We start from the raw sequence: 26,251 nt of genomic DNA, 5'->3' as shown, positions 1-26,251 counted from the left end.
CACAGCCGGCGGCGAGGACTTACCTGCGGCGCAGATCTCGGTGCGCCGATTTACCGGCAGTTGGTCAACACTTCCGTTACCATTCCGTGGGCGCCATGCCGCCGACGGGCGTCGAGAGGTGGCAATTGTCGGCGGATTGGGCTGAAATCGCGCCAAGAGCCATCCGCCCCTTCGACGATGAGCCCGGAAGACCTGCCCGTGACGAACCGATTCGCCGTTCCCGCCGACCTTCCCAAGCCGCCGCTGCCCGAGCAGCGCGTCATGTCGGACATCCGCCACGGCCGCGAACGCGTCGACCCCTATGCCTGGCTGCGGGCGGAGAACTGGCAGGAGGTGTTCAAGGACGCCGGACTGCTCGACCCGGCGATCCGCACCCATCTCGAGGCCGAGAACGCCTACCAGAAAAGCGTCATGGCCGGCACCGAGGCGCTGCGCGAGGCGCTGGTGAAGGAGATGCGCGGCCGCATCAAGGAGGACGATTCCTCCGTTCCCGCTCCCGACGGACCGTTCGCCTACGGCATCGCCTACGAGGCCGGCGCCGAATATCCGCGCTTCGTGCGCACGCCGCGCGCGGGCGGCGAGGCCAAGGTGCTGATCGACGCGGTCAAGGAGGCCGAGGGCCGGCCGTATTTCTCGCTCGGCGGCGCCAGCCATTCCGGCGACCATCGCTTGCTCGCCTGGGCCTATGACGACAAGGGCTCGGAATTCTACACCCTGCGCATCCGCGACCTCGAGACCGGCGAGGACACCGCCGACATCGTCGAGGACACCGGCGGCGGCGGCGTCTGGTCGGCGCGCTGCAACGGCCTGTTCTACACCCGGCTCGATTCCAACCACCGTCCGAGCCGGGTCTTCTACCACCGGCTCGGCGACCATCCGGCCAACGACGCGCTGATCTACGAGGAGACCGACGCCGGCTTCTTCATGGGCGTCGGCAAGACCCAGTCCGACGAGTTCGTGGTGATCGACATCCACGACCACGAGACCTCGGAATGCTGGCTGATCCCGGCGGCCAACCCCGCCGCCGAGCCGCGGCTCCTCGCCGAGCGCGAGACCGGCGTCGAATACGACGTCGACGAGGGCGGCGGCACCCTCTACATCCGCACCAATGCCGACGGCGCGCAGGACTTCAAGATCGTCACCGCGCCGGTCGACGCCGTCGGCCGGCGGGAATGGACCGACTACGTGCCGCACGAGGACGGCCGGCTGATCCTCGACCACTTCGTGCTTTCAAACCACCTGATCTGGCTGGAGCGCCGCGAGGGCCTGCCGCGCATCGTCGTCAAGCGGCTCTCGGACGGCGCCGAACACGCGGTCGCCTTCGCCGAAGAGGCCTATTCCCTCGGCCTGTCGGGCACCTACGAGTTCGACACGACGGCGATCCGCTTCACCTATTCCTCGCTGACCACGCCGACCCAGACCTTCGAGTACGACGTCGAAAGCCGCGAACGGAAGCTCCTGAAGACGCAGGAGATCCCCTCCGGCCACGATCCGCACGCCTATGTCACCCGCCGCATCTTCGCCCCGGCCAAGGACGGCGAGACCGTGCCGGTGTCGCTGCTCTACCGCCGCGACACGCCGCTCGACGGCTCGGCGCCCGCCCTCCTCTACGGCTACGGCTCCTACGGCATCACCATTCCGGCGAGCTTCAACGCCAACATCCTGTCGCTGGTCGATCGCGGCTTCGTCTACGCCATCGCCCACATCCGCGGCGGCAAGGACAAGGGCTTCCGCTGGTACGATGCCGGCCGCCGCCGCAACAAGGCCAACACCTTCACCGACTTCATCGCCGCCGCCGACCATCTCGTCGCCGAGGGCTTCACCACGCACCGGCTCATCATCGCCGAGGGCGGCTCGGCCGGCGGCATGCTGATGGGGGCCGTCGCCAACATGGCGCCGGAAAAGTTCGGCGGCATCGTCGCCGTCGTCCCCTTCGTCGACGTCCTCAACACGATGCTCGACGAGACGCTGCCGCTGACCCCGCCGGAATGGCCCGAATGGGGCAACCCGGTGCTGTCGGGCGAGGACTACGCGGTGATCGCCTCCTACAGCCCCTACGACAACGTCAAGCGCCAGGCCTATCCGCCGATCCTCGTGCTCGCCGGCCTGACCGATCCGCGCGTCACCTATTGGGAACCGGCCAAATGGGTGGCGCGGCTGCGCGAGATGAAGACCGACGACAATCCGGTGCTCCTGCGCACCAACATGGATTCCGGCCATGCCGGCGCCTCCGGCCGCTTCTCCAAGCTGGAGGAGGTCGCCTACATCCACGCCTTCGCGCTCAGGCTGATGGGACTGACCGAGTAATTCGAGCATCGCCGGACGCCGTCACAGGTTCGCCGAGGGATCGGCGCCGGACGGCTTCGCGAGGAGCGCCGCCCCGTCGCTGCCCGGCCGTCGTCACGGCGCGCGACCCTTGGGCGGCGTCTTCGCATCATGCAGGCGCCGCCATTCGCGCATGTAGAGATCGCGCTCCTCGACGAGATCGCGCGGATCGATTTTCGGAAGCCTCGACAGGAAGCCGGCCTCGAAGAGATGGCGGCAACAGGCCTCGGAATCGATGAGACGCGGGCTCATCAGGCCGCTGGTGGTGGGCAGCGGGTTCAGCGCCGCGTAGATGTAAAAGCTCTCGTAGGATTCGAGTGCCTGGTCGATTGCCGGGAAAGTCGGTGCGATCGATCCGCTCCGGCAGAGGAAGGCCACCCTGGCGGCTTGGCGGGAGTAAAGGACGTTGTGCATTGCCGAACCGGTACAGCCGACGATTTCCCGGGCGTTGGCGAAGGCCGCGATCTGTTCGGGCAGCGTTGCCCGGGTCGGGTCCAGCACCGCGAAGCCCTCCTTGCGCAACGCCTTCTGCACCGTGGCCTCGCCGAAGACGACCCCGACGCCCCGGCCTCGCGACACGAAGAGCCTTTCCGGGCCGGTCTTTTGCGCCGATGCTTCGGCGATCTGCTGGAAGGGCAGAAGGAAGCTGCGATGCACTCCGCCCCGTTCCATGGCCGCGGCATCCGGGACGATCAGCGAGCGGACGCGGACGCCCTCGGCCCCGTCGAGGACGACGGGGCTGACGCCGAGCAGGGAAAAGAAGCGCTGCGCATAGTCCGGGAACTTCGGCAGGACCGTCTGGAAGATCACCGGGCCCTGATATCGGTTGCGCGCCACCCACCAGAGCCGCGCGGCGCTCTCGATCATGAAATGCCCGAAATGGGGAAGGATGTAGCCGCCATAGACGGCCTCGGCGTATTCTTCGCCATTCACCTGCAGCTCGTCGTAGCTCAGAACGGTCTCCCGGATCGCGCCGCCGTGGGGCCGTTGCAGGCCGGTTCCCGCAATCATCGTGCCGTCCGCCCGATATGCGCCCGCAGCCATCGTCAGCGGCGCCATCGCGTCGATCCGGGCCGGCGGTACGAAGCAGTTCTCGTAGACGGCGACGCCGGGGTCAGGTGCGGGCACGTCCTGCCGGATAAGGGCGGCTTCGCGCTCGGTCACGGTTCCGAGGACATGGCGTCCCGATCCACCGCCGCCTTTTCCGGCACGGCTTTGGCGCGTGAGGCGCGACAGCAATCGGGGACGCATGAGCGCGCGAGACGAAGACCACATATGGCCGACCCAATCCGTGAAGCTGCGGGCGGGCCACCCTGCACCGGAGTGCCGAGGCGCCCGAAACAACGCCTGCGGTGGCGACGACCGGCGGCCGTGCCGCAGCCGCGACGAAGGTCGGGGCGCCGCCGATTCGAGTCCGCCCCTCGTCCACTCTGTCACGCGAGGCGGGGGCTGGCCATCTCGGTTCGAGCCCCCGCACCGCGAGCGTCGTCTTGTCCACACCGCGTCCGGCTTCGGCGAGAGCGAGCGGCACCTCGCTCCATTCGTCGCCGCACGCGGCACCCCCTCGGCACTGCCGGGCATCGCCCTCGCCGCGCACGGGGAGATCAAAGCGTCGGCGATGGTTCCTGTCATCGTACGCCTCGCCCGACGGCACCGCCGCCGCCCGTGCGGTCTTCCAGATCCGCGGGGCTCTGGTCGGCTTGGCGGCCTGGTGCCGGCCGCCTCAGCCCCGGCCGCGGGCCCGCAGCCGGGCGGCCTCGACGGCTGTCTCCATCAGCGTGCGGTGGGTGATCGTCAGGGCGAGCCCTGCCTCCTTGCGGCTCGCCAGGATGTCGGCCTCGATCGCCTGCAGGCGCCGGTCGATCGCCGCCAGCGTCCAGGCCGACAGCGCCGCCTCCAGCGCCGGGCGCCGGCGAAAATGCGGCCTGCGCCGCTCGACCGCCCGCGCCACCGGCTCTCCCCGCCGCTCGACGCCTTCGCGCAGCGCTTCGAGCTGCTGGAAATAGCGCAGGAGGTTCTGATGCAGCTGGAAAGTCGGCGTGCCCGCCGTCGCCAGCCGGTCGATCAGATGCGGCAGCCGCTTCACCTCGCCCGCCGCCGCCGCGTCGATCGCCTCTTCGAGGGCATCGGCCGAGACGTCGCCGACGATCGCCGCGACATCCTCCTCGGTCACCGTCGGGGCGCCGAGGGCGTAGAGGCAGAGCTTCTTCACTTCGCCGCGCGAGGCGATACGGTCGGCCCCGAGCCGCGCCTTCAGCGCCTCGCGCGCCTCCCGGTCCATGGAGAGCCCGGCGGCCGTCAGCTCCTCGTCGATCATCTGGTCGAGCGCCCTGCCCTCGTCCTGATAGCAGGGCAGCGCCATCGCGTGCCGCCCGCGCTCGGCATTGAGGCGCAGACCCGCGCTCTTCTTCAGGTCTCCCGCCTCGACGAGGATGAGCGTCTCCGGCAGCCTTTCGCCGCCGAGATCGCCGACGGCGTCCGACAGCGCCCGGCCGGCGCCGGCGCCGCGCACCCGCACGAGCCGCCGGCCGCCGAGCAGCGACAGCGTCTTCGCCTCGTCGTAGAGCCGGCCGATGTCCTTCTCGATCTCGTCGGCCGCAAGGGTGACGGCGGCGAAGGGATCGGCGGGGTCGACGCCGAAGGTCGCGGCAAGCTTCGCCGAGCGCTCCGCGACGAGGCCGACGTCCGGGCCGTAGACGAGAACCAGCGAATAGGCGAAATCCGGCCGTGCCAGGAAGGCTTCGACCTCGCCGGCCTTCTTCTGGGCCATGCCGCCGGTCTCAGAGCGAGCGCAGGCGCGGCCCGGCGAAGGCGGGCGCGTAGCCGCGCTGGTCGAGCCGCTCGATCAGCCCGTCGAGATCGCTCTCGCGGTCGAGGACGAGCGAGACCACCGGCCGCCCGGCCTGAAGCTCGATCGTCACCTCGAAGCCGGTCGCCTCGCGCAGGCGCCGCTCATAGGCGATGATCGCGTCGCTTTTGTCTTCCGGGGCGGTGTCCCGGCCCCGGCGGGCGCGGCCGCCGCGGACCGGGCCCCGCAGCGCCGGCTCCTCGATCGCCGCCGGGTCGCGGGCGAGCGCTTCGGCCTCGCGTACCGAAAGGTTTTCCGCGACGATGCGGCGGGCGAGCGACAGCGGATCCTCCGCGGTGACGGCGGTGCGCGCGGCGCCCGCCGAGAGCGAGCCGTTCTCGACCATGGCGCGGACCTCCTGCGGCAGCTTCAGGAGCCGCAGGGTGTTCGCCACGTGGCTGCGGCTCTTGGCGAGGATCTCGGCGAGATCGGCCTGGGTGTAGCCGTGCTCGTCGATCAGCGCCTGGTAGCCGAGCGCCTCCTCGATGGCGTTGAGGTCGGTCCGCTGGACGTTCTCGATGATCGCGATCTCGAGCGACTGGCGGTCGTTGATCTCGCGGGTGACCACCGGCACTTCGGCGAGGCCGGCGAGGATCGCGGCGCGCAGCCGCCTTTCGCCGGCGACGAGCTCGTAGCGCGACGGCTCGCCGGCGACGGGCCGCACCAAGAGCGGCTGGACGACGCCGTGCTGGCGGATCGAGGCGGCGAGCTCGTCGAGCTCTTCCCGCCGGAAGGTGCGGCGCGGATTGTGCGGGTTCGGGGTGATCCGGCCGACGGGGATCGAGCGCTCGGCGGCGATCGTCGGCGCGGCGGGCTGGGTCTCGAAGCCCGGCACCGGGCGCGACGGGCCGGCGGCGCCGGCGCCGATCAGCGAGGCGAGGCCCCGGCCCAGCCGCTGGCGAGATCTGTCTTCGGTCATCGTCCGGTCCTCATCCGCATCGTCGGTTGCATCGCCGCCCCGCCACTCCTCGCGTTCCGCCCTCATCCCCGATCCGCCCCGGTCACGCCGCCACCAGCCGGCCCTCGCGGCGGATCACCTCCGAGGCGAGCTGGATGTAGGCCTGGCTGCCCGGGCACTTCAGGTCGTAGAGGATCGCCGGCTTGCCGAAGGACGGGGCTTCGGAAATCCGCACGTTGCGCGGGATGACGGTCTCGTAGACATGCTCGCCCATATAGGAGCGCACGTCGCGCACCACCTGTGAGGCGAGGTTGTTGCGGCTGTCGAACATCGTCAGGACGATGCCGTGCAGCCCGAGCATCGGGTTGAGGCTGTCGCGCACCTGCTCGACGGTCTGCAAAAGCTGCGACAGGCCCTCCAGCGCGAAGAACTCGCATTGCAGCGGCACGAGGATCGCGTCCGCGGCGGCCATGGCGTTGATCGTCAGGAGGTTGAGCGAGGGCGGACAGTCGATCAGCACGAAGTCGAAGTCGGCCTCGTCCTGCTGATGGAAATGCAGGGCGTCGCGCAGGCGGTAGGCGCGGCCGTGGACGCCGGAGATCTCCATCTCGAAGCCGAGGAGGTCCATCGTCGAGGGGATGATCGAGAGGTTCGGGACGACGGTCTTCACCGCCGCCTGGCTGATCGAGGCGTTTTCGGTGAGGACGTCGTAGGAGGAGATTTCCCGCTCGTCCTTGTCGATGCCGAGGCCGGTCGAAGCGTTGCCCTGCGGATCGAGATCGATGAGGAGCGCGCGCTTGTCGACCGCGGCGAGCGCCGTGGCGAGATTGATCGCCGTCGTCGTCTTGCCGACGCCGCCCTTCTGATTGGCGATGGTGATGATCCGCATGGGCTTCCGCGTGGCCATGTCCATTGGCTGAAAATCCATGTCTTCCAACGTTTCGGCGTCGGTTCGGGCCTTCCGCCTGCCGGTTTCGCCGCCGCGTCGACGGCGCGAAGCCGCCCTTCCGCCGCCGGCTCCCGGCGCCCCGTCAGCTCGCCCGGGGCGCGATGTCGGCGATTTCCAAGACGACCGAATCAGCTTCGAGCCTGGAAGCATGAATTATCATGGTGAATCGCCAATGGGCAGCCGCTTCGGCAATTTCCTGTTCATGAGTGCGGCCCTTCTGGAAAAAGCACCGCGTTTCACGTGAAACCCGCGGCGCGACGAGCCGCAGCAGCGTGTCGAGCGACGCGAGCGCCCGGGCCGTGACGATCCCGGCACCGGCGACGACGGCGCCGGCGTTTTCGATGCGGAGCGGATGCGGCCGCGCCTCGACCCGCATCGCCGCCGCCGAGGCAGCGAGGAAGGCGCATTTCTTCTGGCTCGATTCGATCATTTCTACCGGCGTCTCCGGCCGGCAGGCGGCAACGACGAGGGCCGGCAACCCGCCGCCCGAGCCGAGATCGACGATCGACCCGGCAGCCGGAAGCAGGGCTTCGAGCCCGAGCGAATCGGCGACGTGGCGCCGCCAGACGTCGCCGAGCGTCGAGGGCGCGACGAGGTTCATGCACTGTTGCCATTCGGTGAGGAGGGCGACATATGTATCGAGACGCGCCAGCGTTTCACGTGAAACCGCGAACTCGTCGACGAACCAGGCGCGCCCCTCGGCCTGCTGCGCGGCGATCGCCGCATGGTCCAGCGCCTTTAAGGCCCCGCCCGGCCTCGGCGACCAGGTTGTCCCCCTCCCCGGCGGTCCCCTCCCCGGCGGTCCTTCACCTGCGCTTGCCCCGGTCTGCGGCGCCGCGGCGGCGCTGCGCTTCAAATCGGGCCCGGACCCCGGTCGGACGCTGCCGCGCTGCGCACTGCCGCGTCGTGCGCTGCCCCCGGCCGCACCCGCGCCGCCGCTGCGTCGGCCGCCGCCGTCACGCTGCGCCATCACCGGTCCTCACGCCGCATCGGCGAGGCTTCCGCGGCGCAGCGCCACCAGCAGCAGAGCCAGCGCCGCCGGCGTCATGCCGTCGATGCGCTCCGCCTCGGCGACGCTCTGCGGCCGGCGGGCGGTCAGCTTCTGCCGCAACTCGTTGGAAAGGCCCGGGATCGCGGCATAGTCGAGACCCGCCGGAATCCGCCGCGCCTCGTCCTGGCGCAGCCGGTCCTGATCCTTCTTCTGGCGGTCGAGATAGACGTCGTAGGCCGCCTCGATGGCGAGCCGGCCGAAGGTCGGCGCATCGATGGCGGCAAGCTCCGGCCAGAGCCCGGCAAGCTCGTCCCGGGTGATCGCCCCCTGGGCGAGCAGCTGCCAGGCGCTCCGCCGGCGGCCGTCCTGATTGACGGCAATGCCGTGGCGCGCGGCCTCGGCCGGCGTCACACGCGCCGCTTCCAGCGCGGTCCGGGCCGCGCAGAAGGCCGCCTCGCCTTCCTCGAAGCGCTGCCGGCGCGAGGGGTCGGCGATGCCGAGCGCGATCGCCAGCGGGGTGAGCCGGCGGTCGGCATTGTCGGCCCTGAGCGACAGGCGGAATTCGGCCCGCGAGGTGAACATGCGATAGGGCTCGGTGACGCCGGTGCGGGTGAGGTCGTCGATCATCACCCCGACATAGGCCTCGCTTCGGCCGATGACGACCGGGGCGGCGCCGCCGGCGAGCCGGGCGGCGTTCAGCCCGGCGACGAGCCCCTGGGCCGCCGCCTCCTCATAGCCGGTGGTGCCGTTGATCTGGCCGGCGAGAAACAGGCCCGGCGCCTTGCGGACGGCGAGCGAGCGGTCGAGCTCGCGCGGATCGACGTGATCGTATTCGATGGCATAGCCGGGCTTCAGGATCGACACCCTTTCCAGCCCGGGAATCGAGCGCAGGAAGGCGTCCTGCACGTCCTCGGGCAGCGAGGTGGACAGGCCGTTCGGATAGACGGTGTCGTCGTCGAGGCCTTCCGGCTCGAGGAAGATCTGGTGGCCGTCGCGATCGCCGAACTTGACGATCTTGTCTTCGATCGACGGGCAGTAGCGGGGGCCGACGCCCTCGATCCGGCCGGAATAGAGCGCCGAGCGGGAAAGATTGTCGCGGATGATCCGGTGGGTTTCCGGCGTCGTGCGGGTGATGCCGCAGTCGATCTGCGGATTGTCGATGCGATCCGTCATGAACGAGAACGGCAGCGGATCCTCGTCCGGCTTCTGGCGGTCGAGGCTCGCCCAGTCGATCGTCGTCCCGTCGAGGCGGGCCGGCGTTCCGGTCTTCAGCCGGCCGAGCGCGAGGCCGAGGCGGGCGAGCGTGCCGGAAAGCCCGATCGAGGGGTCCTCGCCCATGCGGCCCGCCGGGATCTGCCGCACGCCGATATGGATGAGCCCGCCGAGAAAGGTGCCGGTGGTCAGCACCACGGCGCGGCAGGCGATGCTGCGGCCGTCGGCGAAGACGACGCCGCAGACGCTGCCGGCCGCGTCGAGCGACAGGTCGAAGACGTCGCCCTCGACGACCGTCAGGCCCGGCGTCTCGCGGATAAGGCCCTGCATCGCCGCGCGGTAGAGCTTGCGGTCGGCCTGGGTGCGCGGGCCCCAGACGGCCGGCCCCTTGCGGCGGTTGAGCATGCGGAACTGGATGCCGCCCCGGTCGGCGGCGCGACCCATCAGCCCGCCGAGCGCATCGATCTCGCGCACGAGGTGGCCCTTGCCGATGCCGCCGATCGCCGGGTTGCAGCTCATCGCGCCGATCGTGTCGAAGCGGTGGGTGACGAGCAGGGTCTCGGCGCCTGCCCGCGCCGCCGCGCTCGCCGCCTCGCAGCCGGCATGGCCGCCGCCCACGACGACGACGTCGCATGCGAGCGAGAAGGGGTTGACATGTCGGTCGGTCATGGTTGGGGATCGATCCCAAATGAAATTGTTGCGCCACTATATTCGCCTCGGACGAACTGACATGCAGAGGCATAATTAGGCCAGAATTTCGCCGTCCATCGCTTTCCTGACGCGGTCCTATAGAAGAATGCAGCCATTCGAACAACGCCGCGCGTCGTCAGTCTATGGTTGCCAGTCTTGCGGCCTTCGAAATGCCGCTCCTTCTTCACACCTCCCCGTCTATCATTTCGACTGATGAAGGGCGTCCAACGGCCGCCCGACTTTGCACCAACCGCAATATCCGCCGACGTACCACGGCTAGCTGATCACTTTTCGGGACGGAAATTGCTGGTTCTTCCACGATCAGCCACTTGGCATTCAGAACTCCTGCAAGTGCTTGAGAGTCCGAACTCCTTAGGCGGCGCGTTCCATTTTCGAACTGCAAAATGTGAAGGCCGGACACGCCGATCATTCGCCCGAGCTCGCTCGGGGTGAGTTCACGCAACTCGCGTGCTGCCCGCAACGGGGAAATAGGCCTGGGCGCAACGTTTAGATCGTGAAAAGGGCGTGCAGTCGAGGGTACCTGCGGCACGACCGGACGCTGGAAGCGACGTAGCTGATCATCCCGCCACGCGCGATAGAAAGTCGATTTTGAAATACCCCCTCGAGAGCCCGGTCCACGCATCGAAATTCCACGACACCGCATCTTGATCCGACATTATCATAGCAGAACGCGCGTTGATGTTCTATTTTCCGTTGCAACGTCGCGGGATGCGCTATGAGCCTTCTCGACATCCAGCCCTGGACGATCGCGGAGTTCTTCGCCTGGCAGGCAAGCCATGACGAGCGCTACGAACTCGTCAACGGTTTTCCCGCCCGGATGATGACCGGTGCATCGAACCGCCACGATGTGATCGTCGCGAACCTTCTTCTGCGTCTCGGCATGCGGCTGCTCGGCAAGCCGTGCCGGCCGTTCACCGGCGATGGAGCGGTCGAAACTCTTCCCGGCCAGATCCGCCGGCCCGATGCGGGGATCGACGGCGGCAGTTTCGATCCGGACGGCTACCTCGCCGCCGAGCCGGTCGTCGTCTTCGAGGTGCTGTCGCCGTCGACGCGGGACTTCGACCGGCTGCGCAAGGTCGATGAATACAAACGCGTATCCACGATGCGCCATATCGTCGTCGTCGAGGCGGCCCGCCCGCAGGTGCTGATCTGGTCGCGGCAGGACGGCGGCGACTGGACGGCGGACGAAATTCTGGGCCTCGACCGCAGCGTCGTGCTCACCGCCGTCGTGATCGACCTGCCGATGCGGGAGATCTACGACCGCCTGGCGCTCGTGGATTGAATTCGACGTCTGATACGAGATCCGCTCGGTCAGAGCGGGGCTCGTATCGAGCCCGCGCGGCGAAAGAGCGTCTTTGTTTCCGGCATCACGAAGTGATCTGCCGGAAACCGTATCACTCCCGACCGGGCCCCGCATCGCCTCGAATGTCAAATTCCGAAAATCTGCAGGACCATGCACCGTGCTGGCGGTTCGATCCCGAAAATCGGCTCGGCGGATTCCACACCATATCATCAATGTCGGGGTGGGCCCACTCGCCGGCCGGGACGCAAGGCAAGGCGGGCGCCTGCGATGCGTATGGCCGGCCGGAGCCCGCGAATAGAATTGGACAAGGGCGTTCAGCCCTTCGAGGTCGCCCGCGCCGGCGGCGCGGATGACGATGCCGTCCATCGCAGAGCCTCACTTGCCGATGCAGAATTCGGAAAAGATCACGTCGAGCAGGTCCTCGACCCCCACTTTGCCGGTCAGCCGGCCGAGCGTGTCGGACGCATGGCGGAGGGTTTCGGCGCCGACCTCCGGCGGCAAAGTCGAATTGCCGACGAATTCGTCGAGGATCCGCAGCGTCTCGGAAAGAAGCGCGCGCTGGCGCGACCGCAGAGGGACCGCGGCGTCGCGTCCGCCCTCCGGCCCGTCCAGGCCGGCGGCAGCGGCCGCAAGTTCGGCGATCCGGGCCGTCAGCGCGTCGAGGCCCTCGCCGGTCTTCGCCGACACCGCAAAGTCGAAGCGGAAGTCGCGCCACTCGTTGCCGAGCCGCGCGACGAGGCCGGTCGGGGCCGGCCGGTCGGCCTTGGTGCGGACGGTGAAGATGCGGCGCCGGCCCTTGGCCGAGCCGCCGGCGAGGTCTTCGAGCGAGGCGTCGGCAGCCAGCATCATCGGATGTTTCACGTGAGACAAAAGCTCGGAGAAGCGGGCGAGGGGACCGTGGCCCTGCTGGGTGTCGACGAGGGCAAGGACGAGGTCGGCCCTGGCCATCACCTCGCGCGCCCGCTCCACGCCGATCGCCTCGACCTTGTCGGCGGTCTCGCGGATGCCCGCCGTGTCCGAAAAACGCACCGGTATGCCATCGAGATCGAGCGTCGCCTCGATGACGTCGCGGGTGGTTCCCGGAACCTCCGTGACGATCGCCACCTCGCGGTCGGCGAGGGCGTTGAGAAGGCTCGACTTGCCGGCATTCGGCGCGCCGACGATCGCCACCTTGAAGCCGGAGCGCAGGATCTCGCCGCGGTCGGCACGGGAAAGATGCGCGCGGAGTTCCGCGACGATCGCGGCGGCCTCCCGCGAGACGCCGTCCGCGACGTCCTCGCCGACGTCGCCCTCGTCGGAAAAGTCGAAGGAGGCTTCGAGCCGCGCCCGTGCCGCCGTCAGCCGCTGCATCCAGCCCTCGTAGAGCGCCCGCAGCGCGCCGCCGGCCTGGAGAATCGCAGCCCTGTGCTGACCCTCGGTCTCGGCGGCGATCAGATCGGCGAGGCCTTCCGCCTCGGTGAGGTCGATGCGCCCGTTCTCGAAGGCCCGGCGGGTGAACTCGCCGGCCTCGGCGAGGCGGGTCCCGACTTCCGCGGTGATCGCCTCGAGGCAGGCCGCGACGACGGCCTTGCCGCCATGGAGATGGAATTCGGCGACGTCCTCGCCCGTCGCCGTGGCAGGGCCCACGAAGAACAGCGCGATGCCCCGGTCGATGACGGTGCCGGCAGCGTCGCGGAAGGTGCAGAGGCTCGCACGGCGTTCCGGCGGACGGCGGCCGCAGAGCCGCTCCAGCGCCGCGCCGGCATCGGGGCCGGAGACGCGTACGACGGCGACGCCGGAGGGCAGGGCGCCGGAGGAAAGAGCGGCGATGGTGTCGGAATGCATTCCGGCGGCTTTCGGTCGGTGACGGGTCCTCCTCCGACATGTAAGCCATCATGGCCGAAATCGCGACCGCCCGAGAACGTCGCCGTCCCGCACCGGGAGATGATCGGCGCTCCGCCAGCCTTTTCAAACCGCGCGGCGAGACCGATATGGGCGCCATGCCGAAAAATCGCTTCTATTCCGGTCCCGTCTCCGACCATTTCGACGGGACGAGGTTCCACAATCCCGGCCAGGGGCGGGTCGACCGGCGTTTCGCCGACCTCCTCAAATGGCAGTTCTCGGGCGAGCGCGCCCGCTGGCCGGCGGCGGTTCCGGTGACGCCCGCCGTGCCGGCTCCCCGCGTCGACGGCCTCCGCGCGACGATGGTCGGCCATGCGACGGTGCTGATCCAGGTGGCCGGGCTGAACGTCCTGACCGATCCGGTATTTTCGCCCCGCATGAGCCCGGTCGGCTTCGCCGGGCCGAAGCGCGTCAGCGAACCCGGCATCCGCTTCGACGACCTGCCGCCGATCGACGTGGTGCTGCTGTCGCACGACCATTACGACCACTGCGACATCGCAACGCTAAGCCGGCTTATGAAGCGGGATCGTCCGCGGGTGGTCACCGCCCTCGGCAACGACGTGCTTTTGCAGCGCGCGGTCCCCGGCATCGACGTCGTGGCCGGCGACTGGGGCGACAGCTTCCCGCTGGATCGTCGGCGCCGGTCCAACGGAGCAGGGGGCGCCACGGTCGATCTCGTGCCGGCACAGCACTGGTCGCGGCGCCGGATCTCCGACACGCGGATGCGCCTGTGGTGCGGCTTCGTGCTGCGCGCCGGCGGCTCCACGGTCTATTTCGTCGGCGACAGCGGCTTCGGCGACGGCGCGATCTTCCGCAAGGTGCGGGCCGGCTTCGGGGCGCCCGACCTCGCGCTGATCCCGATCGGAGCCTATGCGCCGCGCTGGTTCATGCAGCCGCAGCACATGGACCCGGAAGAGGCGGCCGCAGTCTTTGCCGATCTCGGCGCCGCGCAGGCCGTCGCCATCCACTGGGGCACCGTGCAGCTCACCGACGAGCCCTTCGGCGAGCCGCCGGCAAGGCTTCGCGAGGCGCTCGACGCGCGGGGGATTGCGCCGGAGCGATTCCGCACCCTGTCTCCCGGCGAAAGCCTCGACGCGGCCTGACTCTCCCGACAGGCCGGCTTGAGGACGCCTCTCCGCCGGGGCCCGAGGCCCGCCGGCGACCTCGGCCGCCTATGATCGGTCCGAGAAAGCGCCGCGGCACCGAGCCCGTGGATGCCGGGCGACCGCCTGAAACCGCGTCGGAAAGACCTGCCGAAGGTTCGGGCCGTTGTCGCGGGGCCCTAGGCGTGGGCGGAACATTGCCCGAAGCTGACGAAAATTGCGGCAGCCACTTGCGCTGCCCGAATCCGGGCCCCATACTCTCTCTCGTGTTCAACGAAGCGAAAGGAGGTGATCCGATGTCGAGTGATTGTCTGAAGCCGGCTGGGTCCATGATTCTCGGTGGTTCGACGGAGCAGCCTCTTCGCTTCGCCTGAGAATTTCAGATGACGCCTGCAAGCGGTCGCTGAGGACCGCCGGCTGACGCCTATCACGGGGCCGCTTTCCTGCAAGGGAAAGCGGCCTTTTGATTGTCCGGGGCAAGGGCAGGGGCCGGCGCCGGGCCGCGCTCAGATGTCGGCCGTCCGCTCGAGCCATCCGACATGCCGCGCCACCGACCGCTCGAGAACCGCGGGCCCGCCGCGCTCGACGACGCGGCCCCAGAAGGCACCGTAGATCGCCTCGAAGGTGAAGCCGTCGAGCGCCGCGGCGATCCGGCGCACCGCGGAGGCCCCGAGCGGGATGAAGTTCGGATAGCTGCGCATGAAGCCGACGCCGTCGCAGCCGGGCGTCACCTGCAGGATGTCGCCGGCAAGGATCGCGCCGCCCGGCACGAGGCTCTCCGCCGCATGCAGCACCGCGCCGCCGGCGAAATGCCCGCCGCAGCGCAGCAGCGTGACGCCGGGCAGAAGCTCCAGCCGCTCGCCGTCCCAGGCCTTCACATGCCCGCCCGGCCGCATCACCCACGCCTCGTCGCTCGCATGAAGATGCACCTTCACGCCGAAGGCCTCCGCCCATCGCGCCATGGTCGAATAATAGTGCGGATGCGAGATGGCGATCGCGGCGAGGCCGCCGAGACCTTCGACGAGATCGACCGTCGCCCGGTCGATCAGCGGGATCATGTCCCACAGGACGTTGCCCGCCGGCGTGCGCAGCAGCAGGGCACGCTGGCCGATCGCGAAATGCGGCGTCATGCCGAAGCCGAGAAGCGCGCCGTCATAGGCGACGACGGTCCGATGGCCGGCGGAAAGGGCGGCGAAGCTCGTCCAGCGTTGGCCGCCCGGCGGCACGAACTGGCGCTCGTCTTCGCAGACCGGACAGGCCGGAGGCGGCGAGGCGGCGGGCGGAAACTCGGTTCCGCAGGCCTGGCACAGGAAGGAAGCGACAGAGGGGCTGAAAGGCATGGTGGAGGGCTCCCGGGGGCGTTTCGTTCATAGCCTTCCCGCCGTCGCGCCGCCATGGGCCCCGACATTGTGGTGCATCGCGGGGGCATCGCGCCGTCCCGCGTCGGCACTTGCGGCGACGTAAGCCCGCCGCCCGCCGCGCCGCGCGCACGCCATCCGTCCCGCCGGGCCGGCCGCCTCAGGAATAGAGATCGCGGCGCGTCGGCGGCAGGCCGCTCGGGCCCTTGGAGCGCTTCGAGGCGAGCGTCTGGTAGATCAGAAGGCCGCCGCGCTCGAAACCGAGGGACACGCCGGCGAGATAGAGCAGCCACAGCCGGGCGCGCTCCTCGCCGGCGATCGCCGCCGCCTCGTCCATGCGGGCGAGGAGCCGGTCGTGCCAGAGCCGGCAGGTGCGGGCATAGTGTTCGCGCCAGTTCTCGACGTCGTGCACCTCGAAGCGGTGCTTTTCCAGAAACTGCGCCGAATGGCCGACATGGTCGAGCTCGGCCCCGGGAAAGATGTAGCGGATGATCGCCGCATATTCCTTCGTGCCTTTGCGAAACTTCGCGTCGGTCTCCTTGGCCGGCCGGGTGATGGCGTGGTGGAGATAGAGGCCGTTCGGCCTGAGCAGCTTGCGGACCGCCGTGAAATAGGCGTCGTGCTTTTCCCAGCCGACATGTTCGAACATGCCGATCGAGGCCACCTTGTCGAACTGGCCGGAAAGCTCCTCGAAGGGCTTCAACTCGACGGTGACGCGATCGGCGAGCCCTTTCTCGGCGATCCGCTCGCGGGCGAGATCGTACTGGGCCTGGCTGAGCGTGACGCCGTGGCCGCTGACGCCGTAATGTTCCGCCGCGTGGATCAACAGCGCGCCCCAGCCGCAGCCGATGTCGAGAAAGCGCTCGCCGGCCTTCAGGCGGAGCTTGCGGCAGATCATGTCCAGCTTGTCCGCCTGCGCCTTGTCGATGTCGTCGTGCCAGCCGTCGAAATAGCCGCAGGAATAGAGCATCCGGCTGTCGAGGAAGAGCCGGTAGAAGTCGTTCGAGACGTCGTAGTGGAACTGGATCGCGGCCTTCGACGAGCCGCTGGCCGAGGCGTCCTCGCCCGCCGCCGGGCCGCTCGCCCTGGAGCGGCGCGACAGGGCGTAGAGCGCGGGCAGGGCGCCGGCGATCTTCAGCTTGTCGATGCGCTTCATCGCCGCCTTGGTGCGGATGTCCGGCCGCGCCGCGGCGAGATCGAAGATCGTGCCGTGCTCGACGTCGATCGCCCGGGCCATCCACAGGCCGACGGCCGTCGCGATGTTCGGGCTGGTGACGAGGCGCGCGATGGCGGCCGGGTCGTTGAGTACGAGCACCGGCCCGCCCGCCGGTCCGAGCCATTCGCCGTTCCACAGCCTGACGGCGATCTTCGGCTCGAAGGCGGCGAACACATGGCGCACGATCTCCGCCAGCCTGTCTTCACCACTGGCCATGCAACGCACTCCGTTTTCACGTGAAACCATGTCGGACACGGGGCCCGGCTTATCGCCGCGCGGTGGCGGGCGCAATGCGGGCGGCCGGATCGGGGGCTAATCGCCTCAAGGCGAGCGCCATGGGCGCTTGCGCCGCCGCCACCGGCGAAGGGCGGCTTCGCGAGCCTCACCAGGACAGGCAGGAGTCACTCAATAAGCCGGCTTACTGAAGCCCGAGAAGATGCCGAAGGGGACCGCCGGGCCGGCGGAGAGCCGGCCCGGCGCGTCGACCAAAAAGCCCCGAGCCTCAGAGGATGTAGCGCGACAGGTCGACATTGCCGGCGATGCCGTCGAGCGCCTTGTGGACATAGGCGGCGTCGACGACGTAGCGCTCGCCGGCCTTGTCCGGCGCCTCGAAGGAGATGTCGTCGAGCACCCGCTCCATCACCGTCTGCAGGCGCCGGGCGCCGATGTTCTCGACCGAGCCGTTGAGCGACACCGCGGTGTCGGCGATGGCGTCGATGGCGTCGTCGGTGATCTCGAGGTCGACGCTCTCGGTCCTCATCAGCGCCACGTACTGCTTGATCAGCGACGCCTCGGTCTCCGTCAGGATGCGGCGGAAGTCGTCCTTGGTGAGGGCCCTCAGCTCGACGCGGATCGGCAGCCGCCCCTGCAGCTCCGGCAAAAGGTCGGAGGGCTTGGAGACGTGGAAGGCGCCGGAGGCGATGAACAGGATGTGGTCGGTCTTCACCGGCCCGTGCTTGGTCGCCACCGTCGTCCCCTCGACCAGCGGCAGCAGGTCGCGCTGCACGCCCTCGCGGGAGACGCCCGCGCCGCCATAGCCGTCCTTGTTCGCCACCTTGTCGATCTCGTCGAGGAAGACGATGCCGTTGTTTTCGACCGCCTCCACCGCCTCGCGCACCAGCTGCTCCTGGTCGAGCAGTTTGTCGGACTCCTCGCCGATCAGAAGCTCGTAGGAGTCCCGCACGGTGGTGCGGCGCTGCTTGGTGCGCCGCCCGCCCATCTTGCCGATCATGTCGGAGAGGTTGAGGACGCCGATATTGGCGCCGGGCATGCCGGGGATCTCCATGCCGCCCAGCGGGTTGGCGGTGTCGGCGACCTCGACGTCGATCTCCTTGTCGTCGAGCTCGCCGGAACGCAGGCGCTTGCGGAAGCTGTCGCGGGTCGCCGGCGAGGCCGACTTGCCGACCAGCGCGTCGAGCACCCGGTCTTCGGCGCCCTGATGCGCCCTGGCCTTCACCTCCTCGCGCTTTCTCTCGCGCACGAGGCCGATGCCGATCTCGACGAGATCGCGGATGATCTGCTCGACGTCGCGGCCGACATAGCCGACCTCGGTGAACTTGGTCGCCTCGACCTTGATGAAGGGCGCCCCGGCGAGCCGCGCCAGCCGGCGCGAGATCTCGGTCTTGCCGACGCCGGTCGGTCCGATCATCAGGATGTTCTTCGGCATCACCTCCTCGCGCAGCGATCCGTCGAGCTGCTGACGGCGCCAGCGGTTGCGCAGCGCGACGGCGACCGCCCGCTTGGCATCCTTCTGGCCGATGATGTGCCGATCGAGCTCGGAAACGATCTCGCGGGGTGAAAAATCGGTCATGAACGTCACTTTTTCTCTGTCAGGGCCGAGCCGGCCCGGGAAATGGCCCCCTCCGGCGGATGACGGCGGCCGTCCCGCAGGGCGGCCGGCAAAGGGGAGCGTCAGTCTGTCACACATGGCGCAGGTTTCGCCGCTGCCGCCCGCCCGCTTTCCGGCCGGCGGGGCGGCCGCGGGATGCGCGGCCTGCCTGCTCTTGCGGCGGTTTTCGAACAGGCGGGGTGCCCGGCGCCTCCGTCCTTCGTGCGTCTGGGTCTAGATGGGATCGCCCCCCCGCTTGTGCCAGCCTCGGCGCCGCCAAGCCGGCAAGGGCTCATTCGGGGCTTCAAAAGCCGGCGGAAATGCAGTCAAACTGAGGCGGCGATTCGGCGGTTGCGGCGGCCTTGCGGCAAGCGCCGGGATGCGGACGAAGGGGACGGAGCGGCGCCGCCCCCGCCGCCGCCCTGCGCGCCGGAGGGAGGAATGATTTCTCCCAAAGAGCGCATGGTGCCGGCCGTGACGGATTGGTGCAGAATGGCGCGCTCGGACCGTTTCGCGATCATGGATCCAGGCTTGCGTCCCGCGCGGCAGCGGGCAGGAACGGCCGAATGCCCGTCCAGCCGGGCGGAACGTCGTCGCCGGACCGGCTGCCCGGCGCCGATCGGCGACAGGGCGCGGCTGCCGGCATCGCGGCGAAAGGCGGAACGGGCCGAAGGACCGATCCGGGAACGGTTCGGACGACATCTCGAAACGGCGGGCGGGGATTTGACGTGACGGCGGCGACCGAGGTGCTTTCGGCGATCGAGGAGCCCTGGCGGGAGGAATGTCTCGTCGCGGCGCTGGACGGGGTCGCCGCGCGTTACGGCTTCAGCCACGCCGCGGTCTTCTCGCTGCCGTCCACCGACGACGAGGGGCTCGCCACCCGCGTCATCCATGCCAACTGGTCGCCGGGCTTCGCCAAGGGCTACGAGCTCAACGGCCTCCACCGCTTCAAGATCGTCCTCGGCACGCTGCGGACCGATCCGATGCCCTTCGTCTGGGACATCGAGACGCTCTACGGTTCCGACGAACCCGATCCGACGCCGGCCGCCCGCTTCCTCCTCGCCGAGGGCTATCTCTCCGGCGTCCTCTTGCCGGTGCATGCGATGACCTCGTTCAACGGCGCCCTGTCTCTCGCCGGCCGCGCGCCGGACCTTTCGGCCGGGGCGGTTTCCGAGCTCCACCGCTTCGCCATCGTCTATTTCGCGATGCTCGCGGCGATCCGCTTCGAGGAGAACCAGCGCAACAATCCCCTGTCGGGGCGCGAACGCGACTGCCTGAAGCTCGCCATGCTCGGCAAGACCTCCAACGAGATCGGGACGATCCTGTCCCTGTCGGAATACACCGTCTCGCAATATCTGACCTCGGCGCAGCGCAAGATGAACGCCGCCAACCGCACCCACGCCGTCGCCATGGCCGCCCAGCTCGGCTATCTGTCGTGACAGGGCTGCCGGACGGCGCCCGGCATCTGCCGGGCCATTTCGACCGGGCGGCGCAGGAGGCCCTCGTCGACGCGATCCGGGCCGTCCTCGAACAGGCGCCGCTCTATACGCCGGTGATGCCGCGCTGGGGCCGTCCGTTCTCGGTGCGGATGACGAATTGCGGGCCGCTCGGCTGGGTCGCCGACAAGGCGGGCTACCGCTACCAGCCGCAGCATCCGGCCACCGGCAGGCCCTGGCCGCCGATCCCGGCGCCGCTGCTGACGCTCTGGCAGAGCGTCGCCGACTATCCGCATCCGCCGGAAGCCTGCCTCGTCAACTTCTACGACGAGGCCGCGCGGATGGGGCTGCATCAGGACAGGGACGAAGCCGATCTCGGCGCGCCCGTCGTCTCGGTCTCGCTCGGCGACGACTGCCGCTTCCGGATCGGCGGAACCGAGCGGGGCGGGCCGACGGCCTCGATCCGCCTCGCCTCGGGCGACGTCTTCGTCCTCGGCGGCGCCTCGCGGCTCGCCTATCACGGCGTCGACCGGATCTATCCGCAGAGCTCGACACTCCTCAAGAACGGCGGGCGCATCAACCTCACTTTGCGGCGCGTGACGAAGCCGGCGTGAGGGCAGCCGGAACGAGGCGAGGCGCGTGAGGGGCCGCGGCGAGACGGATCCGTGTCAGCGGGCCGGCGGCAGGCTCACTCGGCCGGGCTTTCCCGGCCTGCAAGCCAGCGCTGGTCGATCTCCGGCAGCGGCTCGTCGAAGATCTGCGCCTCGAAGGCCCTGAGGCGCTTGTAGATCGACATCAGCTCGACCACCGTCGTCCAGGAATTGATCAGATACTGGAACGAGGTGCGCACCTGCTCGAAGGCGTTGGTGATCTGCCGCCACAGGCCGAAGGTGATCGCTCCGGCGACGATAGTCGGGCCGAGCAGCAGCGTCGGGAAGATCACGTCGGCCTGCAGATAGCCGTAACGGGCGACGTTGAAATAGGCGTAGTGGAAATAGAGCCGGAAGTAGTTGCGGCGGACATTGGCGAAGAGGCCCCGGACCGTCGGCGGCTGGGCGCGGCGCGGGTCGTCCTCGCCGTAGACGAGCTCCTTGCGATAGGCCGCTTCGACCCGCTGGTTCTTGAATTCGAGCCCCGGCAGCTTGATGCCGACGAGGGCGAGCAGCACGGTGCCGAAGGCCGCCCAGAGGAGCGAGGCGAGCACCAGCGAATAGGGGATCTTGCCGACGAGCGGCAGCTCGGTGACGTGGACGGAAAGGGCCAGCAGCACCGGCAGGAACGCGATCAGCGTCATCACCGACTGGACGAAGCTGGTGCCGAGATCCTCGGTCGTCGTCGCAAAGCGCATCGTGTCTTCCTGGACGCGCTGCGAGGCGCCCTCGATCAGGCGCAGCTTCGGCCAGTGCGACATGTAGTAGTCGTTCATCGCCGTGCGCCAGCGGAACACGTAGTGGGAGACGAAGAAGGCGACGAGCACGGCGGTGGTGATGCCGACGAGGGCGAGCCCGGCGAAGGTCCACTGTTCGCCGAAGAATTCCGCCAGCGTCACCGGGCGCGTCTTGGTCAGCGCCGCCTGCAACAGGTCGTAGAACGGATTGTACCAGGCGTTCACCGCGACGTCGATCTGCACCTGGAAGTAGATGGTGAAGAGGATGAAGGCCGAGCCGAGCAGCGACCAGTTCAGCCAGGGATGCGGGGCGTAGAGCCGCCAGAACAGATAGAAGGCCAGGGTGAAGGCGGCGAAATAGACGTAGAACCAGAGATAGGGCGCCGTCCAGAACACCGAGATGCCGATGACCGGCTCGGCGTCCGGCGGCAGCGGCGGCAGGCCGACGGCGGCTCCGAGCGCCTCGCCGGCGCCGTACCAGAGGAGGACGGCGACGGCCGTCCAGGCGAGCGCCGAGGCGAAGAAGAGTTTCGGCTTGGGAAAGAACGACACGAACATCGGTAGGAGGCGTCCCTGCGAGAGAAACGATCGCCGGCGGCAAGCCGCGGGCCTGATGCGTCGACGAGAAAACGGCCGGAGCACCGCGCGAGGCGTGCCGCCGCCGCAAGCGATGCTCCCGGGCCTCATCCTTACGCCCTCCGGCGTCGTTCGCTCGTGAAATCTTGGTTATGTGAGCCGATGCCGCCGGGCGCGGCCGCCGCCACGCAGCCTGGACGACAGAGGCGACCGGGCCGACCCGGCCGACCGGGCCGACGAAATCGCGCGAAGGCGGCGGTTCAGGGGCGGGCTGGCGCAAGACCCTGCCGCGCCGCCGGCCCGCGTTCGCGCCGCGGCGAGGCCGTTCACAGCTTGCGCAGCGCCACCTGCTCGATCAGATGGTCGGCACCCTTTCTGAGGATCAGATCGGCGCGCGGCCGGGTCGGCAGGATGTTCTCGTGGAGGTTCTTGGCGTTGATCTCCACCCACAGGTCCCCGGCGATCGCCAGCGCCTCCGCGTCGGAAACCTTGGAATAGCGGTGGAAGAACGAGCCTTCCTCCCGGAAGGCGGTCTCGCGCAGCCGCATGAAGCGGTCGATGTACCAGCGGTGGATGTCGGCCTCGTCGGCATCCATGTAGATCGACACGTCGAAGAAGTCCGAGACGAAGGGGATCGCCTTGCCGTCCTTCGGCATCTCGCGCACCTGCAGGACATTGAGCCCCTCGAAGATCAGGATGTCCGGCCGGTCGACGGTGATCTTCCGGCCCGGCATGACGTCGTAGACGAAGTGCGAATAGACAGGCGCCTCGACCTTCGGGCGCCCGGCCTTGATGTCGGAGAGGAAGCGCAGGATCTTGCCGACGTCGTAGCTCTCGGGAAAGCCCTTGCGCCGCATCAGGCCGCCCGCCTCGAGCACGGCGTTCGGATAGAGGAAGCCGTCGGTGGTGACGAGATCGACCTTCGGCGAGGACGGCCAGCGGGCGAGGAGTTCCTTCAGGATGCGGGCCGTGGTCGACTTGCCGACGGCGACGGAGCCGGCGATGCCGATGATGAACGGCGTCTTGCGCCCCGGCTGGTCGCCGAACAGGAAGCGCTGGCGCTGGCGGAACAACAGCTGCATCGCCTCGACATGGGAGTAGATCAGCCGCGAGACCGCGAGATAGATCCGCGCCACCTCGTCGAGGTCGATCGGATCGCCGAGCGAGCGCAGCCGCCCGACCTCGTCCTCGGAGAGCGTCAGCGGGGCGTCGGCCCGGAACCGTGCCCATTCGGCGGAGGAGAAGACCCGGTAGGGCGAATATTTCGCCGGCGCGAGCTGGTCCATGTCAGTCGGCCGCCCCGCCCGGCCGCGCCGCCTTCTCCTCGAGCCCGGTCTGCGCCGTGCGGCGGGCGAGCTCGGCCATCACGCCGGAGAGCGGCACGTGCCGCAGATGCATGAGGACCAGGAGGTGGTAGAGCAGATCCGCCGCCTCGGAGGCGAGACGGCCGTCGGTCTCGTCGAGGGCGGCGATCACCGTCTCGACCGCCTCCTCGCCGAACTTCTTGGCGGCATGGGCGACGCCCTTCTCCTTCAGCCTGGCGGTGTAGGAGGCGGGATCGCCGGAGCCGGCGCGCGCGGCGACGATGGTTTCGAGATCCTCGAGGGTGAAGTCGGTCATGGCTGCCCTTTTTCGCACATCCGGGGGCAAATGCCAGCCTCAGCGCGGCATGTCGAGCCCGCCCGCACCGGTGCCGGCCGCGTCGAGCCGCACGGCAATCCCGGCGGCGGCCATGTGGGCCTTGGCCTCGGCGATGCTGTGGGTGCCGAAATGGAAGATCGAGGCGGCGAGTACGGCCCCGGCATGGCCGTCACGCACGCCCTCGACCAGATGGTCGAGCGTGCCGACGCCGCCGGACGCGATCACCGGCACGTGGACGGCGTCGGCGACGGCCCGGGTCAGCTCGAGGTCGAAGCCCGCCTTGGTGCCGTCGCGGTCCATCGAGGTGAGGAGGATCTCGCCGGCGCCGTTTTCGACCACCCTGCGGGCGAAGTCGACGGCGTCGATGCCGGTGGCCTGGCGCCCGCCATGGGTGAAGATCTCCCAGCGCGGCGCGGCATCGGCGACGCGCCGGGCGTCGATGGCGACGACGACGCACTGGTCGCCGAACTTGTCGGCGGCTTCCTTGACGAAGTCCGGATTCTTCACCGCCGCGGTGTTGATCGAGACCTTGTCGGCGCCGGCGAGGAGCAGCCGCCGCACGTCCTTCACCGTCCTGACGCCGCCGCCGACGGTCACCGGCATGAAACAGTGCTCGGCGGTGCGCGCCACGACGTCGAAGATCGTCTCGCGTTCGTCGGAGGAGGCGGTGATGTCGAGGAAGCAGAGCTCGTCGGCGCCGGCCGCGTCGTAAGCCTTGGCGGCCTCGACCGGGTCGCCGGCGTCGCGCAGGCCTTCGAAGTTGACGCCCTTGACGACGCGGCCGTCCTTGACGTCGAGGCAGGGAATGATGCGGGCCTTGAGGGTCATGTCGATTTCTCGTGATCCGGCCGGTCGCTTCGAAGGACGACCGCTCGCTCGAGGCTTATGCAATTCCGCGGTAGATTTCGGCAAGGGCAATGGAAACACCGAGGCCTGCCAGCTCGATGGTCTCAGCGCTCCCGGCGATCATCTCCGGCTTGCCGAACGCCCCGTCCCCGCCCCGCGACCACAGCCAGACCCGCGGCTCGTCCTGGGAGAGCACGAGATAATGCGCAAGGCCGTCGATCGCGGTGTATTCCTCGGCCTTCTCGCCGAAGTCGGTGGCGAGGGAGGAGGGTGAGAGAATTTCCGCGACGAACAGCGCGCGGTCTGTGGCGAGACTGTCGCCAGTGTTTGCGCCCGAAGGCTCGACAAGGACGTCCGGATAACGCACCCCGAACGGCGTGCGCACCGCGTAATCGGCCGCCGTAACGATGTAGTCGCCTGAAGCAAGCGCAGTCTTGAGGAGAAGAGCCAGTTCCAACATGAGTTGCGCATGATGCCTGGTGCCGCCGGTCATCATCCCGGTGATCCTTCCGTGGACGAATTCGTAGCGGCCTTCGCGCCCCTCGTTCCAGCGCAGAAAGTCCTCGACCGTGCGGACGGCTGGTGCCTGCAGGTTCATTTGAGCCTCCGTTCGACCGGCGGTCCCGAGCGCATCCCGACGGCTTCGATACACCGGACGCCGGGGGCTGCCTCCGTCATGCGGGGCGTGTCCGCATTCGCCGAGCATCCCATCGCCCCATACTAACCGAAACCGCTCGCCTGTGGAATTGCGGGGCAACCCGCCGGGCGACGCTTGCCACCGCCCAAAGGTTTTGCGACGGAGGGGCGAGCGGGAGCCTGAACCATGCGCGAGATCGTCTTCGACACCGAAACGACGGGCCTCGACCCGGCGGTCGAGCGGGTGATCGAGATCGGCGGCGTCGAACTCTGGAACCACATCCCGACCGGCCGCGAATTCCACGTCTACATCCGCCCGGAAGGGCGCAAGGTCGATCCCGCCGCCTTCGACGTCCACGGCATCTCCGACGAGTTCCTCGCCGACAAGCCGGTCTTCGCCGAGGTCCTCGACGATTTCCTCGGCTTCTTCGCCGAGGGCCGGCTGATCGCCCACAACGCCAATTTCGACATGCGCTTCCTGAATGCCGAGCTTGAGCGCCTCGGCCGGGAGCCGATCGGGCCGGAGCGGGTGGTCGACACGCTCGCCATGGCGCGTCGCAAGTTCCCGATGGCGCCGGCGACCCTCGACGCCTTGTGTTCGCGCTTCTCGATCGACACCTCGCGGCGCGACAAGCACGGCGCGCTGCTCGACTCGCAGCTTCTCGCCGACGTCTATATCGAGCTGATCGGCGGCCGGCAGGCGGCGCTGGGCCTGGTCTTCGGCGCCGATGCCGCGGCCGGGGCGGAGCGCGGCGGACCGGCCGGTGCCGGAAGCCTCGCCCGGCGACCCGCGCCGCTGCCGCCGCGCCTCACCGCGGACGAGGCGGCGCGGCATCTCGCCTTCGTCGAAAGCCTCGGCGAGGAGGCCGTCTGGTGGCGCTATCTGCCGCGCCCCGTCAAAGCCGAAGCCGAAGCCGCCGGCTGATCGGGCCGCCGGAGGGCGCAGACCGGCCGGCACGGCTGGTCGGCGCCCGCGGCCGTCGACGCTGCGCGGTCTTCGGTCCAGGCGACCTCACCCTGCGACCCTCACGAAACACCACGCAAAAAAACCGGCGCGATCGCTCGCACCGGCAGTGTCATGGGAAATCGCCGTCGCGCCGCGAAGG

The 26,251-nt window shown here is 69.0% G+C and carries 22 protein-coding genes; 6 read left to right on the top strand and 16 right to left on the bottom strand.

Annotation, left to right across the window (positions count from 1 at the left end; all coding sequences use genetic code 11):
* Nucleotides 1–177: 177 nt before the first annotated feature.
* The gene (locus J1C47_RS06505) at nt 178–2,307 is read left to right on the top strand and encodes a S9 family peptidase (RefSeq protein ID WP_207349929.1); all 2,130 of its coding nucleotides are present in this window, start codon (nt 178–180) and stop codon (nt 2,305–2,307) included.
* Nucleotides 2,308–2,400: 93 nt separating this feature from the next.
* Here the strand turns inward: J1C47_RS06505 and J1C47_RS24105 are convergent, their stop codons facing one another.
* The 7 genes from J1C47_RS24105 to J1C47_RS24205 all read right to left on the bottom strand — a co-directional run bounded on the left by J1C47_RS24105 (nt 2,401) and on the right by J1C47_RS24205 (nt 10,556).
* The gene (locus tag J1C47_RS24105) at nt 2,401–3,762 is read right to left on the bottom strand and encodes a glycosyltransferase 61 family protein (RefSeq protein WP_207349928.1); all 1,362 of its coding nucleotides are present in this window, start codon (nt 3,760–3,762) and stop codon (nt 2,401–2,403) included.
* Between the two features lie 286 nt (nt 3,763–4,048).
* Complete coding sequence (holA, locus tag J1C47_RS06495) at nt 4,049–5,095, bottom strand: DNA polymerase III subunit delta (protein WP_207349927.1); 1,047 nt, start codon at nt 5,093–5,095, stop codon at nt 4,049–4,051.
* 10 nt (nt 5,096–5,105) lie between these two features.
* Nucleotides 5,106–6,092 carry a ParB/RepB/Spo0J family partition protein gene (locus J1C47_RS06490; RefSeq protein ID WP_207349926.1) on the bottom strand — a complete coding sequence of 329 codons (987 nt, stop codon included), beginning with the start codon at nt 6,090–6,092 and terminating at the stop codon, nt 5,106–5,108.
* Nucleotides 6,093–6,174: 82 nt separating this feature from the next.
* Entirely contained in the window at nt 6,175–6,978 is an 804-nt protein-coding gene (locus J1C47_RS06485; RefSeq protein WP_425354545.1) for a ParA family protein, read from the bottom strand.
* Between the two features lie 124 nt (nt 6,979–7,102).
* Nucleotides 7,103–7,990 carry a 16S rRNA (guanine(527)-N(7))-methyltransferase RsmG gene (locus tag J1C47_RS23975; RefSeq protein WP_207349925.1) on the bottom strand — a complete coding sequence of 296 codons (888 nt, stop codon included), beginning with the start codon at nt 7,988–7,990 and terminating at the stop codon, nt 7,103–7,105.
* Between the two features lie 9 nt (nt 7,991–7,999).
* Nucleotides 8,000–9,892 carry a tRNA uridine-5-carboxymethylaminomethyl(34) synthesis enzyme MnmG gene (mnmG, locus tag J1C47_RS06475; RefSeq protein ID WP_207349924.1) on the bottom strand — a complete coding sequence of 631 codons (1,893 nt, stop codon included), beginning with the start codon at nt 9,890–9,892 and terminating at the stop codon, nt 8,000–8,002.
* A gap of 205 nt (nt 9,893–10,097) precedes the next feature.
* Complete coding sequence (locus tag J1C47_RS24205; RefSeq protein WP_425354544.1) at nt 10,098–10,556, bottom strand: helix-turn-helix domain-containing protein; 459 nt, start codon at nt 10,554–10,556, stop codon at nt 10,098–10,100.
* A 93-nt stretch (nt 10,557–10,649) separates the two neighbouring features.
* On the opposite strand from J1C47_RS24205, the gene J1C47_RS06465 reads away from it, so the two are divergent.
* The gene (locus J1C47_RS06465) at nt 10,650–11,216 is read left to right on the top strand and encodes a Uma2 family endonuclease (protein ID WP_207349922.1); all 567 of its coding nucleotides are present in this window, start codon (nt 10,650–10,652) and stop codon (nt 11,214–11,216) included.
* Nucleotides 11,217–11,612: 396 nt separating this feature from the next.
* Here J1C47_RS06465 and mnmE read toward each other — a convergent pair whose 3' ends face one another.
* Nucleotides 11,613–13,061: a tRNA uridine-5-carboxymethylaminomethyl(34) synthesis GTPase MnmE gene (gene mnmE / locus J1C47_RS06460; RefSeq protein ID WP_207349921.1), complete on the bottom strand. Its 1,449-nt coding sequence runs from the start codon at nt 13,059–13,061 to the stop codon at nt 11,613–11,615.
* A 155-nt stretch (nt 13,062–13,216) separates the two neighbouring features.
* On the opposite strand from mnmE, the gene J1C47_RS06455 reads away from it, so the two are divergent.
* Nucleotides 13,217–14,221 carry an MBL fold metallo-hydrolase gene (locus tag J1C47_RS06455; RefSeq protein WP_342591942.1) on the top strand — a complete coding sequence of 335 codons (1,005 nt, stop codon included), beginning with the start codon at nt 13,217–13,219 and terminating at the stop codon, nt 14,219–14,221.
* 506 nt (nt 14,222–14,727) lie between these two features.
* Here J1C47_RS06455 and J1C47_RS06450 read toward each other — a convergent pair.
* From J1C47_RS06450 to hslU, 3 genes are all read right to left on the bottom strand, one after another.
* The gene (locus J1C47_RS06450) at nt 14,728–15,561 is read right to left on the bottom strand and encodes an MBL fold metallo-hydrolase (RefSeq protein ID WP_207349919.1); all 834 of its coding nucleotides are present in this window, start codon (nt 15,559–15,561) and stop codon (nt 14,728–14,730) included.
* 178 nt (nt 15,562–15,739) lie between these two features.
* Nucleotides 15,740–17,011 carry an SAM-dependent methyltransferase gene (locus J1C47_RS06445; protein ID WP_207349918.1) on the bottom strand — a complete coding sequence of 424 codons (1,272 nt, stop codon included), beginning with the start codon at nt 17,009–17,011 and terminating at the stop codon, nt 15,740–15,742.
* Nucleotides 17,012–17,297: 286 nt separating this feature from the next.
* Entirely contained in the window at nt 17,298–18,605 is a 1,308-nt protein-coding gene (gene hslU, locus J1C47_RS06440; protein WP_207349917.1) for an ATP-dependent protease ATPase subunit HslU, read from the bottom strand.
* 746 nt (nt 18,606–19,351) lie between these two features.
* On the opposite strand from hslU, the gene J1C47_RS23655 reads away from it, so the two are divergent.
* Together J1C47_RS23655 and J1C47_RS23650 are read left to right on the top strand one after the other, a co-directional pair.
* On the top strand, nt 19,352–20,062 hold the full coding sequence (locus J1C47_RS23655; RefSeq protein WP_342591941.1) for a LuxR C-terminal-related transcriptional regulator: 711 nt from the start codon (nt 19,352–19,354) through the stop codon (nt 20,060–20,062).
* Nucleotides 20,059–20,673, top strand: coding sequence for an alpha-ketoglutarate-dependent dioxygenase AlkB (locus J1C47_RS23650; RefSeq protein WP_207349915.1), 615 nt, complete (start codon nt 20,059–20,061; stop codon nt 20,671–20,673). Before J1C47_RS23655 ends, J1C47_RS23650 begins: the two co-directional genes overlap by 4 nt.
* A 74-nt stretch (nt 20,674–20,747) precedes the next feature.
* On the opposite strand, the gene sbmA is transcribed toward J1C47_RS23650, so the two are convergent.
* From sbmA to J1C47_RS06405, 5 genes are all read right to left on the bottom strand, one after another.
* Nucleotides 20,748–22,004, bottom strand: a complete 1,257-nt coding sequence (gene sbmA, locus J1C47_RS06425; RefSeq protein ID WP_207349914.1) for a peptide antibiotic transporter SbmA — start codon at nt 22,002–22,004, stop codon at nt 20,748–20,750.
* 344 nt (nt 22,005–22,348) lie between these two features.
* Complete coding sequence (gene coaA, locus J1C47_RS06420; protein WP_207349913.1) at nt 22,349–23,308, bottom strand: type I pantothenate kinase; 960 nt, start codon at nt 23,306–23,308, stop codon at nt 22,349–22,351.
* A 1-nt stretch (nt 23,309) separates the two neighbouring features.
* The gene (locus J1C47_RS06415) at nt 23,310–23,642 is read right to left on the bottom strand and encodes a phosphoribosyl-ATP diphosphatase (RefSeq protein WP_207349912.1); all 333 of its coding nucleotides are present in this window, start codon (nt 23,640–23,642) and stop codon (nt 23,310–23,312) included.
* Nucleotides 23,643–23,681: 39 nt separating this feature from the next.
* Complete coding sequence (gene hisF, locus J1C47_RS06410) at nt 23,682–24,491, bottom strand: imidazole glycerol phosphate synthase subunit HisF (RefSeq protein WP_207349911.1); 810 nt, start codon at nt 24,489–24,491, stop codon at nt 23,682–23,684.
* Between the two features lie 55 nt (nt 24,492–24,546).
* Nucleotides 24,547–25,107 (bottom strand): Uma2 family endonuclease, encoded by a 561-nt coding sequence (locus J1C47_RS06405; protein WP_207349910.1) that lies wholly within the window; start codon nt 25,105–25,107, stop codon nt 24,547–24,549.
* Between the two features lie 225 nt (nt 25,108–25,332).
* On the opposite strand from J1C47_RS06405, the gene dnaQ reads away from it, so the two are divergent.
* Nucleotides 25,333–26,070, top strand: a complete 738-nt coding sequence (gene dnaQ, locus J1C47_RS06400) for a DNA polymerase III subunit epsilon (RefSeq protein WP_207349909.1) — start codon at nt 25,333–25,335, stop codon at nt 26,068–26,070.
* Nucleotides 26,071–26,251: the final 181 nt, after the last annotated feature.

This window comes from Jiella sonneratiae (assembly GCF_017353515.1).
GTDB lineage: Bacteria > Pseudomonadota > Alphaproteobacteria > Rhizobiales > Rhizobiaceae > Jiella > Jiella sonneratiae.
The sequence above is the reverse complement of the archived record's forward strand: the minus strand, read 5'-3'. Positions and strand labels throughout refer to the sequence as shown.